The organism is Streptomyces cinereospinus, assembly GCF_042430725.1.
GTDB classification, from domain to species: Bacteria; Actinomycetota; Actinomycetes; order Streptomycetales; family Streptomycetaceae; genus Streptomyces; species Streptomyces cinereospinus.
On sequence record NZ_JBHMCY010000046.1, the window covers coordinates 25,698 to 38,546 of the forward strand.

Annotated in this window: 14 protein-coding genes; 10 read left to right on the forward strand and 4 right to left on the reverse strand. The window is 74.2% G+C overall.

The annotated features are described in order from the left end of the window. Positions 1 to 283: 283 nt before the first annotated feature. The 3 genes from ACFF45_RS22705 (at position 284) to ACFF45_RS22715 (ending at position 2,060) form a co-directional block, all read left to right on the forward strand. Complete coding sequence (locus tag ACFF45_RS22705; protein ID WP_381348271.1) at positions 284 to 1,174, forward strand: SDR family oxidoreductase; 891 nt, start codon at positions 284 to 286, stop codon at positions 1,172 to 1,174. Between the two features lie 43 nt (positions 1,175 to 1,217). Next, positions 1,218 to 1,589 carry a hypothetical protein gene (locus ACFF45_RS22710; RefSeq protein ID WP_381348272.1) on the forward strand — a complete coding sequence of 124 codons (372 nt, stop codon included), beginning with the start codon at positions 1,218 to 1,220 and terminating at the stop codon, positions 1,587 to 1,589. Between the two features lie 126 nt (positions 1,590 to 1,715). Beyond that, the gene (locus ACFF45_RS22715; RefSeq protein ID WP_381348273.1) at positions 1,716 to 2,060 is read left to right on the forward strand and encodes a DUF2267 domain-containing protein; all 345 of its coding nucleotides are present in this window, start codon (positions 1,716 to 1,718) and stop codon (positions 2,058 to 2,060) included. Between the two features lie 12 nt (positions 2,061 to 2,072). Here the strand turns inward: ACFF45_RS22715 and ACFF45_RS22720 are convergent, their stop codons facing one another. Then, entirely contained in the window at positions 2,073 to 2,750 is a 678-nt protein-coding gene (locus ACFF45_RS22720) for a dienelactone hydrolase family protein (protein WP_381348305.1), read from the reverse strand. Positions 2,751 to 2,951: 201 nt separating this feature from the next. On the opposite strand from ACFF45_RS22720, the gene ACFF45_RS22725 reads away from it, so the two are divergent. Next, positions 2,952 to 4,091 (forward strand): amidinotransferase, encoded by a 1,140-nt coding sequence (locus tag ACFF45_RS22725; protein WP_381348274.1) that lies wholly within the window; start codon positions 2,952 to 2,954, stop codon positions 4,089 to 4,091. 138 nt (positions 4,092 to 4,229) lie between these two features. Then, entirely contained in the window at positions 4,230 to 4,754 is a 525-nt protein-coding gene (locus ACFF45_RS22730) for a hypothetical protein (RefSeq protein WP_381348275.1), read from the forward strand. A 42-nt stretch (positions 4,755 to 4,796) separates the two neighbouring features. On the opposite strand, the gene ACFF45_RS22735 is transcribed toward ACFF45_RS22730, so the two are convergent. Together ACFF45_RS22735 and ACFF45_RS22740 are read right to left on the reverse strand one after the other, a co-directional pair. Further along, a complete protein-coding gene (locus tag ACFF45_RS22735; RefSeq protein ID WP_381348276.1) occupies positions 4,797 to 5,819 on the reverse strand; it encodes a hemolysin family protein in 1,023 nt (340 codons plus the stop codon). Then, positions 5,816 to 7,174: a hemolysin family protein gene (locus ACFF45_RS22740; protein WP_381348277.1), complete on the reverse strand. Its 1,359-nt coding sequence runs from the start codon at positions 7,172 to 7,174 to the stop codon at positions 5,816 to 5,818. The genes ACFF45_RS22735 and ACFF45_RS22740 overlap by 4 nt, the downstream gene beginning before the upstream one ends. 314 nt (positions 7,175 to 7,488) lie before the next feature. Here ACFF45_RS22740 and ACFF45_RS22745 point away from each other — a divergent pair, with 314 nt between their 5' ends. The 4 genes from ACFF45_RS22745 to ACFF45_RS22760 all read left to right on the forward strand — a co-directional run bounded on the left by ACFF45_RS22745 (position 7,489) and on the right by ACFF45_RS22760 (position 10,434). Then, complete coding sequence (locus ACFF45_RS22745; protein ID WP_381348278.1) at positions 7,489 to 7,974, forward strand: cation:proton antiporter regulatory subunit; 486 nt, start codon at positions 7,489 to 7,491, stop codon at positions 7,972 to 7,974. A gap of 6 nt (positions 7,975 to 7,980) precedes the next feature. Further along, the gene (locus ACFF45_RS22750; RefSeq protein ID WP_381348279.1) at positions 7,981 to 9,216 is read left to right on the forward strand and encodes a cation:proton antiporter; all 1,236 of its coding nucleotides are present in this window, start codon (positions 7,981 to 7,983) and stop codon (positions 9,214 to 9,216) included. Positions 9,217 to 9,292: 76 nt separating this feature from the next. Then, a complete protein-coding gene (locus ACFF45_RS22755; RefSeq protein WP_381348280.1) occupies positions 9,293 to 9,874 on the forward strand; it encodes a sugar O-acetyltransferase in 582 nt (193 codons plus the stop codon). A gap of 11 nt (positions 9,875 to 9,885) precedes the next feature. Further along, the gene (locus ACFF45_RS22760) at positions 9,886 to 10,434 is read left to right on the forward strand and encodes a TetR/AcrR family transcriptional regulator (RefSeq protein ID WP_381348281.1); all 549 of its coding nucleotides are present in this window, start codon (positions 9,886 to 9,888) and stop codon (positions 10,432 to 10,434) included. Positions 10,435 to 10,500: 66 nt separating this feature from the next. Here the strand turns inward: ACFF45_RS22760 and ACFF45_RS22765 are convergent, their stop codons facing one another. Beyond that, positions 10,501 to 10,887: a hypothetical protein gene (locus tag ACFF45_RS22765; protein WP_381348282.1), complete on the reverse strand. Its 387-nt coding sequence runs from the start codon at positions 10,885 to 10,887 to the stop codon at positions 10,501 to 10,503. Between the two features lie 213 nt (positions 10,888 to 11,100). On the opposite strand from ACFF45_RS22765, the gene ACFF45_RS22770 reads away from it, so the two are divergent. After that, a complete protein-coding gene (locus ACFF45_RS22770; RefSeq protein WP_381348283.1) occupies positions 11,101 to 12,792 on the forward strand; it encodes an enoyl-CoA hydratase-related protein in 1,692 nt (563 codons plus the stop codon). Positions 12,793 to 12,849: the final 57 nt, after the last annotated feature.

Here is a 12,849-nt window from a genome sequence, read left to right on the forward strand (position 1 = left end):
ATACCCGCGTGGCCAGGCCCCATACCCGCGTGGCCAGGCCCCATACCCGCGTGGCCGGGCGCCGTTTCCGCACGGCCGGGCGCCGTACCCGCGTGGCCAGGCCCCATACCCGCGTGGCCGGGCGCCGTTTCCGCACGGCCGGGCGCCGTTTCCACGCGGCCGGGCGCCGTACCCGCACGGCCGGGCGCCGTTTCCGCACGGCCCGGTGGAGATCACGTTTTCCGGAGGGGGACGGGTGGAACTCGTGCGCTCGTCGAACCCGTACGGAAGGCAGGAGGCCGACGTGACCGACCCGCAGCACACCCGCCAGAATCCGGCGACCCAGCACCCGACGCCCGAGTTCCCGTCGCAGGACCAGCCCCACCCCGGCTGGACCGGCCCCATGGACCCGCCGCCGGACCACGGTGAGGACTCCTACCGCGGCACGGGCCGCCTCACGGACCGCAAGGCCGTCATCACGGGCGGGGACTCCGGAATCGGCCGGGCCGTGGCGCTCGCCTTCGCCCGGGAGGGCGCGGACGTGCTCTTCACCCACCTCCAGGAGGAGGAGAACGAGGCGCGCGAGACCGCCCGGCTGGTGGAGGACGCCGGCCGCAAGGCGGTCGCGGTCTCCTGCGACATCCGCGAGGAGGAGAACTGCCGCGCGCTGATCGAGCGGGCGGTCGCCGAGTTCGGCCGCATCGACGTGCTGGTGAACAACGCCGCGTACCAGATGTCGCAGCCGGACGGGATCGAGGCGATCCCGACCGAGCAGTTCGACCGGGTGATGCGCACCAACCTCTACGGGATGTTCTGGCTGACGAAGTTCGCCCTGCCGCACATCCCGGAAGGCGGCAGTGTCGTCAACTCGACCTCGGTGCAGGCGTACAAGCCCAGCCCGCATCTGCTGGACTACGCGATGACCAAGGGCGCGATCGTGACCTTCACCCAGGGGCTGGCCCAGATGCTCGCGGAGCGCGGGATCCGCGTCAACGCGGTCGCGCCCGGCCCGGTGTGGACGCCGCTGATCCCCGCGACGATGCCGGACACCGCGGAGTTCGGCAAGCAGAGCCCGCTGGGCCGCCCGGCGCAGCCCGCCGAACTGGCACCGGCCTACGTCTACCTGGCCTCCCAGGAGGCCAGCTTCATCACGGGCGAGATCCTCAACGCGACCGGTGGCACGCCGCTGCCCTAGCACGCCGGGCGACGGCACCGGACGAACACCCGGAGGCAGACCGATGAGTGAGCAGACACCGTCCCAGGCCGAGGGCGAGCGGGACGACGACCTGGGCGCCGAGTTCACACGCGACCCGGGCCGGCGTGCCGCCGACCCGCCCCGGACCACTCCGTCCCAGGCGGAAGGGGAGCGCGACGACGCCGACGAGGAGGAGCGACCGCTGCCCGGCGGGGCGGACGGCGGCCCCGCGCGGGCCCGCGACGCGGCGGAGCCGGGGGCCCACTCCGGGGCCGAAAGCCGGCCCCGGGACCGCGTGGTGCCCGGTACGGCCAGTGCCGCCGAGGGCTACGGGGACCGGGGCGGGACCTCGGGAGGCGCTCCGCTGTCCGGGGTCGAGCAGACCGAGCAGACCGAGCAGACCGAGGAGGGCTGACGGAGAGCGGGGGCGGCGGGGGCGCGGGAAGGGAGCCTGGAGCATGCGGCACGACGAAACGACCGGCAAGGTGCAGGCCCTCGCGCACCTCCCGGACCGCGGTCCGGTGAACTCGCGACCCGGTCCGTGCTCCGGACGCCGGCGGAACGGCTGCCCACCGGGCTCGCCGGCCATCTGGCCGCCCAGTTGCCGCGGGACCTGGCGGCCTGCGTCCGCGAAGCGACCGCCTCGGCCGCCTCGGACGGGCGGCCGGGCGGCGCCGGGGAGCGGTTCGGCCTGACGGCCTTCGCGGACCGCGTCGCGGCCCGGGCCGGCACCACGAAGGACACGGCACTGCGCTACTGCGCCGCGCTGGCGGAGGCCCTCGACGCCGCCGTCTCACCCGAGGAGATGCGCAAGCCGACCGGCGCCCTGCCCGCCGGCATCCGCGCGCTGCCGCTCGCGGCGCGGACCGACGAGCCCGCGCAGTAGGCACCACCGCGCTCAGGGTTCGCCGTGCGCCGGCCGGGGCCGCTCGGCGCGCAGGTGCCTGCCGCACCACCGCCGGGCGGCGTCGGCGACGTCCTCCAGCGCCCCGGGCTCCTCGAACAGGTGGGTGGCCCCCGGTACCACGTGCAGCGCGTGCGGGGCGCGCAGCCGGCCGGCCGCCTCCTGGTTGAGCCGCAGCACCTCGCGGTCCTCGCCGCCGACGATCAGCAGCACCGGCACCCGTACGGCGTCCAGCGCGTCGCCCGCCAGGTCGGGCCGTCCGCCGCGGGACACGACGGTCAGCACCCGGTCCGGGCGTTCGGCGGCGGCGACCAGGGCCGCCGCCGCGCCGGTGCTGGCGCCGAAGACGACGACCGGGAGCCCGCGGGTGTCGTCCTGGGTGTCCAGCCAGTCGATGGCGGCGACCAGTCGGCGGCCCAGGAACGGGATGTCGAAGCGGTGCTCGCCGGTCAGCGCGTCGTGCCGTTCCTCCCGCTCACTGAGGAGGTCCATCAGCAGCGTGCCCATGCCCGCGGTGCGCAGCTCGGCGGCGACCGTCCGGTTGCGCGAGCTGTGCCGTGAACTGCCGCTGCCGTGCGCGAACAGCACCACCGCCCGCGCGGGCGCCGGCACGACGAGGTCGCCCGGAAGCATCGCCTCGTCCGTGGGCACCAGAACCATGTCGGAAATCATCGACATCAACTTCTTCCCCGGCTCGCGGCCTCGCGTGTGGGAGCATCCGGTTCTTCCCCGACCGCGTACCCGCCCCGCCGGTGCGGGACGCGTACGGCGCCCGGCGGATCGCCGGAGGCGGGCACGGCTACTTCCGTTCACTTTGGGTAACATATGAGTCGCATTGAGTTATTACCGTCCGGTGATCGAAAGCGGTTGAGCATGGCGGTGACGCAGAGGACCGACATCGCGACGGCGACGGCCGACGCCGGACAGGAACCGCTCGTCTCGCCCGTGAACTCGCACAACGAGTGGGATCCGCTGGAGGAGATCATCGTCGGGCGTCTGGAGGGCGCGACGATCCCCTCCGGGCACCCGGTGGTGACCTGCAACATCCCGCCCTGGGCGGCGCGGCTGCAGAGACTGGCCGCCGGATTCAGGTACCCGGAGACGCTGGTCGAGCGGGCACAGGAGGAGCTCGACCGGTTCGTCGCCCTGCTGGAGTCGCTCGGCATCACGGTCCGGCGCCCGGAGGCGGTCGACCACAGGCGGCGCTACGCCACCCCCGACTGGTCGTCGCGCGGCTTCTGCAACACCTGTCCGCGCGACAGCATGCTGGTGATCGGCGACGAGATCATCGAGACGCCGATGGCCTGGCCGTCCCGGTACTTCGAGACCCACTCCTACCGCCCGGTCCTCAAGGACTACTTCCGGCGCGGCGCGCGCTGGACGGCGGCGCCGAAGCCGCAGCTCACCGACGAACTGTTCGAGCCGGACTTCCGCATCCCCCGGGCCGGCGAGCCCATGCGCTACATCCTCACCGAGTTCGAGCCCGTCTTCGACGCGGCCGACTTCGTGCGTGCGGGACGGGACCTGTTCGTCACCCGGAGCAATGTCACGAACCGGATGGGCATCGACTGGCTGCGCCGGCATCTCGGCCCCGGCTACCGCATCCACGAGATCGAGAGCCGCTGCCGTACGCCCATGCACATCGACACCACGTTCGTGCTCCTGGCCCCCGGCAAGGTGCTGGTCAATCCCGACTACGTCGACGTCGACCGGCTGCCCGACGTGCTGGGCTCGTGGGACGTCCTGATCGCCCCCGAGCCCAGGCCGATCGACGACCGGCTGCTGAGGCTCACGTCGATGTGCGGCAAGTGGCTCAGCATGAACGTGCTGATGGTCGACGAGAAGCGGGTCATCGCGGAGCGCCACCACACGGCCATGCTGCGGGCGCTGGAGAGCTGGGGCTTCGAGCCGATCCCCTGCGATCTGCTGCACTACGCGCCGTTCGGCGGCTCGTTCCACTGCGCGACCCTGGACGTCCGGCGCCGGGGCACGCTCGAGTCGTACGCCGCCTGACGCCTTCCCGGCCGGTCCGCGGCCCTCCGTGTTCCGTTTTGTCCTCTGGTGCACGCGCGTAGACCTCGGGCACGATCGTTCGGCTCCACCTGCACAGCCGCCCCGCAGGAAGCATGGCCCCCGCAGGAAGGTCACCCCATGCAGCCGCTCAAGGCCTCGAAGGCCCTCCAGGTCCGTTCCGCGCTGACCGCTCTCGCGCTCGTCGTCGCGCCCGGCGTCGCCGTCGTCGGGACCGCGGGCCCGGCGCACGCCGCCACCAAGATCAGTCACGCCACCGCGACCTCGATGTTCCGCCAGGCAGGCATCACCTGGTCGTCCTCCGGAAACTGCTCCGACCGCAACAACCCGGCCTGTACGTCGTTCGAGCAGCTGAACCTCGCCAGCGCCCAGGGCGCGCAGACGCTGAAGCAGGCCAGCGGCTGCGCGCTGAACATCACCGGCGGCACCGAGACCGGGCACGCCTCGGGGACGTACTCGCACTGGAACGGCTACAAGCTCGACTACAGCAAGTACACCTGCGTCGGCAACTACATCAAGAACACCTTCACCTACATCGGAGTGCGCGGTGACGGCGCCCCGCAGTGGCGGTCCGGCTCCGGCAACGTCTACGCCGACGAGGGCAACCACTGGGACGTGACGTACTACAACTGCGGCGGCTGCTGAGCCCCGCGCACGCCGGGCGGCCGTCGCGGGACGGCCGCCCGGTCAGGCCGTCGCGGGCGCCGGGCCGACCAGCTCGGACAGGACGTCCTCCATGGTCACGAACCCGAGGACGGCGCCCGTGGCGCCGGTGACCGCGGCCAGGTGGCTGCCGTCGGCCCGCAGGGCGGTCAGGGTGTCGTCCAGCGGGGTGTCGATGCGGACCCGGGTGACCCGGTGCAGCGCCTCGCGCGGGAAGGGCCGGTCGCGGTAGGCGACCCCGAGGGTGTCCTTGATGTGCAGGTAGCCCAGGAGGCTGCCGTTCGGGCCGCTGACGGGGAAGCGGGAGTAGCCCGCCCCGGCGGCGATCCGCTCCAGTTCGGCCGGGGTGACGGTGTGGCCGACGGTGTGCATCCGCGGCACGGGGACGAGGATCTCGCCCACCGGTCGGGTGCCCAGCTCCAGGGCGTCGCGCAGCCGCTCGCCGTCGGCGGGCGACAGCAGTCCGGCCGCGCTGGAGTCGACGACCATCCGCGCGAGCTGGTCGTCGGTGAAGACCGCCTCCACCTCGTCCTTCGGCTCGACCCGCAGCAGCTTCAGCAGCGTGTTGGCGAAGGCGTTGATGCCGAACACCACCGGGCGCAGCGCCCGGGTGAGGGCGACGAGCGGCGGGCCGAGCAGCAGCGCGGTCGGCACGGGCGCCGCGAGGGCGATGTTCTTCGGGACCATCTCACCGATCAGCATGTGCAGGTACGTCGCCGCGGAGAGGGCGATGACGAACGCGATCGGGTGCACCAGCCCGTGCGGGACGTGGGCCGCCTCGAAGGCGGGTTCCAGCAGGTGCGCGATGGCCGGTTCGGCGACCGCGCCCAGCACCAGCGAGGAGACGGTGATGCCGAGCTGGGCGGTGGCCATCATCGCGGACAGGTGCTCCAGGGCCCACATCGTCATCCGGGCCCGGGTGTCGCCCGCCTTCGCGCGCGGCTCGATCTGGCTGCGCCGCACGGAGATCAGGGCGAACTCGGCGCCGACGAAGAAGGCGTTGGTCAGCAGGGTCAGGGCGCCGACGGCGAGCTGCAGCACGGTCATCGGGACGCCTCCCCCGTCGAGCCGCCCGTGGTCGCGGTGCGGACCGGCGTCCGGGCGGGTGCGGTGATGAGCACGCGGCCGGCGCGGTGGTGGTCGACGTCGAGGACGTCCAGGCGCCAGCCGTCGTCCAGGTCGAGGACGTCGCCCTTCGCGGGGATGCGCGCGAGCCGGGTGGCGACCAGGCCGGCCACGGTCTCGTACGGACCCTCGGGGGCCGTCAGTCCTATCCCGGCGAGCTGGTCGATGCGGACGGAGCCGTCCGCCTCCCAGGCCGGGCGCCCGTCCGCGGCCGCCGGGGTGGGCAGCAGGTCGGGGACCTCGACGGGGTCGTGCTCGTCGCGGACCTCTCCGACGACCTCCTCGACGATGTCCTCCATCGTCGCCACGCCCGCCGTGCCGCCGTACTCGTCGATGACCACGGCCATCGTGCGGGTGGTGCGCAGCCGGTCCAGGAGCCGGTCCGCGGTCAGGCTGTCGGGCACCAGCAGGGGCGCGGTGGCCAGCTCGGTGACCGGTGTGACCGCGCGCCGGTCCGGCGCCAGCGCCAGGACGTCGCGGATGTGGACGGTGCCGATGACGTCGTCCAGGGTGTCGCGGTAGACCGGGAAGCGGGACAGGCCGGTGGCGTGCGTGAGGTTCGCGGCGTCGGCGGCCGTGGCCCGCGCCTCCAGGGCCTTGACGTCGACCCGGGGGGTCATGACGTTCTCCGCGGTCAGCTCGCCGAGGTGCAGGGTGCGCACGAAGAGCTCGGCGGAGTCGGCCTCCAGCGCGCCCTCGGCGGCGGAGTGCCGGGCGAGCGCGACCAGTTCCTCGGGGCTGCGGGCGGAGGCCAGCTCCTCGGCGGGCTCCAGGCCGAAGCGGCGGACGAAGCGGTTCGCGGTGCCGTTCAGGTGCCGGATGAACGGCCCGAAGGCGGCCGTGAAGCCGCGCTGCGGGCCCGCCACCACCTTCGCGACGGCCAGCGGGCGGGAGATCGCCCAGTTCTTCGGCACCAGCTCGCCGACCACCATCAGCACCATGGTGGACACGGCCACGCCGAGCACGGTCGCCGCGGTGGACGCCGCGCCGCCGAGGCCGGCCGCCGCCAGCGGCCCGCGCAGCAGCGCCGCGAGGGACGGCTCGGCGAGCATGCCGATCACCAGGGAGGTGACGGTGATGCCGAGCTGGGCGCCGGACAGCTGCACCGTCAGACGGCGTACGGCCTTCAGGGCGCCCTCGGCGCCGCGTTCACCCGCGGCGGCGGCCCGCTCCAGGTCCCCGCGCTCGACGGTGGTCAGGGAGAACTCGGCGGCCACGAAGACCGCGCAGGCCAGTGTGAGCAGGAGGGCCAGCAGGAGCAGCAGGACCTCGGTCACCGTGCCACCCCCGTTCCCTCACTGGCGTGGCGTGGGTGGGGCATGGCACGGCTGGTACTGGGAGGCTCACCCATTGCGGGAACGTGGCTCCTTCTCGTAGGTCGGGACGGGCGTCGTCGACGCCCGCCCCCATGGTAAAGGACGAGCAAAGGTCCGGGAGGGCCACGTCGCCCCTCGCCGCCCGGGAGCCGGACCGACACCGCCGTGCGGGCCCGGCCACGGCACCTACGATGGTGGGCACAGGCCCGAGCCGGGGCGCCCGAGCGCGTCACCACGGCGGCCGCCGCAGGTGCCCCGCGAGAGAGGGGGCCGCCATGGGCGCGACACGACTGAGCAGTACGCCGCTGCCGGGGATCGGTGTCCGTTACGACCTGACCACTCACGAACGCCGGCACCTGTCGGTCGTCGCCCACCGCGACGGGGAGCGGACCCTGAGCGCGTACCGCAGGGACGACCCGGACGACTGCGCCCTGTCCGTGCGGCTGACCACCGAGGAGGCGGCCGCCCTCGTCGACGCGCTGCTGCCCGCGCACCACACACCGAACGTGCTGTCCACCACCGGTCCGGGGCTGGTGGCGGAGCGGATCGAGCTGTCCATGACCGCGTACTGGAACGGACGGCTGCTCGGCGAGACCCGGATCCGCGCCGCGACCGGCGCCTCGGTCGTGGCCGTGCTGCGCCGGGCCGAGGCGATCCCCTCCCCCGCGCCGGACTTCCGGCTGGCCGGCGGCGACACACTGATCGTGATCGGCACCCGTGAGGGCGTGGAGGCGGCCGCCGGCATCCTCGGGCGGGAGTGAGCCGCCGTGCACTCCTCCGCCGTGTTCCTCATCGAGTTCGGGGCGGTCATCCTCGCCCTGGGCCTGCTGGGCCGGTGCGCCGGGCGGCTGCGGATGCCGCCGATCCCCCTGTACCTGCTGGCCGGGCTCGCCTTCGGCCAGGGCGGGCTGCTGCCACTGGGGGCCAGCGAGGAGTTCATCGCCGTCGGCGCCGAGATCGGCGTCATCCTGCTGCTGCTGATGCTCGGCCTGGAGTACACGGCCAGCGACCTGGTCTCCAACCTCCGGGCGCACTACCCGGCCGGGCTGGTCGACGCCGCCCTCAACGCCCTGCCGGGCGCGGCGCTGGCGTTGCTGCTCGGCTGGGGTCCGGTCGCGGCCGTCGTCCTGGCGGGCGTCACCTGGATCTCGTCCTCCGGCCTGATCGCCAAGATCCTGGGCGACCTGGGCCGGCTGGGCAACCGGGAGACCCCGGTGGTGCTGAGCATCCTGGTCCTCGAGGACCTCTCCATGGCCCTGTACCTGCCGGTCCTCACGGCCCTGCTGGCGGGCACCGGGCCGGTGGCCGGCGGCGTCACGCTGGCCATCGCGCTCGGCGCCGCCGCCGTCGTCCTGGTCCTGGCGGTGCGCTGCGGCCGCCTCATCTCGCGGTTCGTCTCCAGCGACGACCCGGAGAAGCTGCTGCTGGTCGTCCTGGGGCTCACCCTGCTGATCGCCGGGCTCGCCCAGCAGGTGCAGGTGTCCGCGGCCGTGGGCGCGTTCCTGGTCGGCATCGCGCTGTCCGGCGAGGTCGCCCAGGGGGCGTACAGCCTGCTCGCGCCGCTGCGGGACCTGTTCGCCGCCGTGTTCTTCGTCTTCTTCGGCCTCAGTACCGACCCGGCGAGCATTCCGCCGGTGCTGCTGCCCGCCCTCGCCCTGGCCGTGGTCACCACCCTGACCAAGATCGCCACCGGGCACTGGGCCGCCGGCCGTGCGGGCGTGGCGCGGAAGGGCCGCTGGCGGGCGGGCGGCACGCTGGTGGCGCGCGGCGAGTTCTCCATCGTCATCGCCGGGCTCGCCGTCACCGCCGGGATCGAGCCCGCCCTGGGCCCGCTGGCCACGGCGTACGTCTTCCTGCTGGTCCTCGTCGGCCCGCTCACCGCCCGCTACGCCGAACCCGTCGCCACCCGCCTGCGCCGCCGCGGGTCCGCGGCGCGGGCCGGGGCCGGGCAGGGTCCCGGCCGGCCCTCCCCGGACGACCAGGACCCGGCGGGCCGGGCCTGACCCGCGGGGCCGCACGCCCGCAGCCCCTGCCGACGGCGAGTGTACGAACGTACGCCTTGAGTGTACGATCGTACGCATGCCGACGGACCACTTCGCTGATGACCCCCGTTCGCACCTGGAGCGCATGCTCGCGGGCGACCTCTACATCGCCGACGATCCCGAGATGGCCCGCAGGCAGCAGCGGGCCGTGCGGCTGGCCGCCCGCTTCCAGGCCGCCTACGCCGAGGACGCCGGCGCGGCCCTGCCGATCCTCCGAGAGCTGCTCGGCGCGGTGGGCGAGGAGGTGCACGTACGGCCGCCGCTGCACGTCGACTACGGCAGCAACATCGCCATCGGCGCCCGCACCTTCGTCAACTACCACCTCACGGCACTGGACGTCGCGGCGATCACCATCGGCGAGGACTGCCAGATCGGGCCGAACGTCCAGCTGCTGACCCCCACCCACCCGCTGGAGCCGGGGCCCCGGCGCGACAAGCTGGAGACCGCCCGCCCGATCACCATCGGGAACAACGTGTGGCTCGGCGGCGGCGCCATCGTGCTGCCCGGCGTCACCGTCGGCGACGACTGCGTGATCGGCGCGGGCGCCGTGGTGACGAAGGACGTGCCCGCGGGCGTCGTCGCCGTCGGCAACCCCGCCCGCCAGGTCCGCACCCTCTGAGGGCCCCTGCCATGGCGACCGGGCACACCGACCCGCAGCGGCGGGAACGCATCCTCGCGGCCACCCTCGACGTCATCGCCGAGGAGGGCGTCGGCGGGGTCTCCCACCGGAAGATCGCCGAGCGTGCCGGTGTCCCGCTGGGGTCGATGACGTACCACTTCAGCGGCATGGAGGAGCTGCTGCGGGAGGCGTTCGGCCGGTTCACCGACCACATCGTGGACGTCTTCGACGCCCACCTCGGCGGGGCGGCCGACCGCGACGCGGCGCGCGAGGCGGTGACCGGCCTCGTCCACGCCCTGTCCGAGGGGAGCCGGCGGGACCTCGTGCTCACCCAGGAGCTGTACACGCTGGCGGCCCGCCGGCCCGCCTACCGGGAGCTCACCCACACCTGGATGCGGCGCAGCCGGGCCCATCTGGAGAAGCACTTCGACCCCGGCACGGCCCGCCAGCTCGACGCCCTCGTCGAGGGCCTGATCCTGCACCGGGCGCTGGCCCGCGAACCCCACGACCGGGCGCTGACCCGCGAGGCCGTCCGCCGCGTCACCACGGTCCGCCGGTGACACCGCGAACCGCCCGTGCGGCACGGGACCTGACCCTGTGCCGCACGGGCCCGGCGGCCGGGGCGGTCAGCCCGGGCGGGGGCCGGGCTCGGAGTCGTCGGGGTCGACGCCGGTGAAGGCCTCGTCGTCCTTGGTGCCGCTGGGGCGGCCGGAGCGGCCCCGGCGGCCGGTGTCCCGCATGCCCCGGTCGGGCTCTTCGGCGTAGTCCTCGCCGCTGCGCCCCTCACTGCCGGCCACGTCGCCGGGGACGGACGTGCGCTCCTCCTTGGACTTCCGGCGGCCCGGCCCGGGCTTCGGCGCGTGCTCCCCGGCATGGAAGGAGCGCCGAGCGCTGGGGTTGTCCTGCTGCCGCGTCTCGTCGACGTCGGGGGACCAGCCGTGGTGCTCGGTCCCCTCGTGCCTGCTCGGCCCGCCGCCGCGGGACGGCTTCGATGACTTCTGTTCCTTGGACATGCGCCGACCTGCCTGTCCGCTGTCGGGAGGGGCACGCTCCTGGTGCCCGGACGGAAGCGATTCTTCCACTTACCGTCATGACCGGCATGCCGGACCTTTCTGGCCGTGTCCGGCCAATGGTCGGCGGCCAGACGGCGGGGAACCGGCCTCCTCCGGGTGACCGGCGCAATTCGCGCCGAGGCCCGCCGAGGCTTCTGTACGACCATCACGGGCATGCGCATCCTGCTCATCGGCAGTGCCTACAACAGCCTCACCCAGCGGGTGGACGCCGAGCTGCGCGAGCGCGGGCACCCGGTCGCCGTCGAGGTGACGCCGCGCGGCGACGACGTGCGGGCGGCCGTCCGGCGGCACTCCCCCGACCTGGTCGTGGCGCCGATGCTGAAGGCCGTCGTCCCGCGCGACGTGTGGGCGGAGCACACCTGCCTGATCGTCCACCCCGGACCCGTCGGCGACCGGGGGCCCTCCTCGCTGGACTGGGCCGTCCAGGAGGGCGTGGACGCGTGGGGCGTGACCGTGCTCCAGGCGGACCAGGAGATGGACGCCGGGCCGGTGTGGGCGACCGCCTCCTGCCCCGTCCCCCGGGTCGGCAAGAGCGACCTGTACCGCAACGAGGTGTCCGACGCGGCCGTCGCGGCGGTGCTGCTGGCCGTGGAACGGTTCGCCTCCGGCCGCCACACACCGCGGGACCAGGACACCTCGCCCGGCACCCCCGGCGCGCGGACCCGGCCCGCGATGCGCCAGGAGGACCGGCGGATCTCCTGGTCCGACGACTCCACCGGCACCGTGCTGCGCACCCTGCGCGCCGCCGACTCCCAGCCCGGCGTGCTCGACCGACTGCTGGGCGGCGAGTGGTTCCTGCACGGCGGCCACCCCGAACTCCGGCTGCGCGGGCGCCCCGGGGCACTGCTGGCGACCCGGGCGGGGGCGATCTGCCGGGCCACGGCCGACGGCGCGGTGTGGATCCCCGAGCTGCGACACCGAACGGCGCCCGGCGCCCCGCGAGCCTGCAAGCTGCCCGCCGTGACCGCGCTGGGCGGGCGGCTGCCGCCGCTGCCGGTCGCGCGGGACACCACCTGGTCCGACATCCGCTACCGGGAGGACGGAGCGGTCGGGGTCCTGTCGTTCTCGTTCCCCGGCGGCGCGATGTCCACCGACCGGTGCCGGCGCCTGCTGGCCGCCTACCGGGCGGCGTGCCGGCGGCCGGTCTCCGTGCTGGTGCTGGGCGCCGGGCGCGACTTCTTCTCCAACGGGATCCACCTGGGCGTCATCGAGGCCGCCGCCGATCCGGCCGCGGAGTCGTGGGCCAACATCAACGCGATGAACGACCTGGTCGAGGCGGTGCTCACCACGACCGGCCGGCTGGTGGTGTGCGCGCTCGGCGGCAACGCCGCGGCCGGCGGCGTGATGCTGGCGCTGGCCGCCGACGAGGTGTGGTGCCGGTCGGGCTCGGTGCTCAATCCGCACTACCGGCGCATGGGCCTGTACGGCTCCGAGTACTGGACGTACAGCCTGCCCCGGCGGGTCGGCACGGCCATGGCGGAGCGGCTCACCCAGGAGGCGCTGCCGGTCACCGCCGCCCGGGCCCGGGAGATCGGGCTGGCCGACCGGGTGGTCCACTGCGCCCCGTCGCACTTCACGGCCGAGGTCACTCTTCTGGCCCACCGCCTGGCGGCGTCCGGGCGCGTCCCGGCGCGGCTGGCCGCGAAGCGGGCCGAGGCCGGGCGCCGGGAGGCCGTCACCCCGCTGGCGGCGGTCCGGGAGCGGGAACTGGCCCGCATGCGCAGGATCTTCTCGGACCCCGACGCGCCGTACCACACGCTGCGCAGGGCCTTCGTCCGCAAGGAGCGGACAGCGGCCGAGCCGGTGGTCACGGATGCGGTGGCGGCCGCGCTGGCCGACGCTTAGCGGGAACACGAGCCGATCCGTCGGCTTTGCACGCTTTTCCTCCCCGGGAGGCAGTTG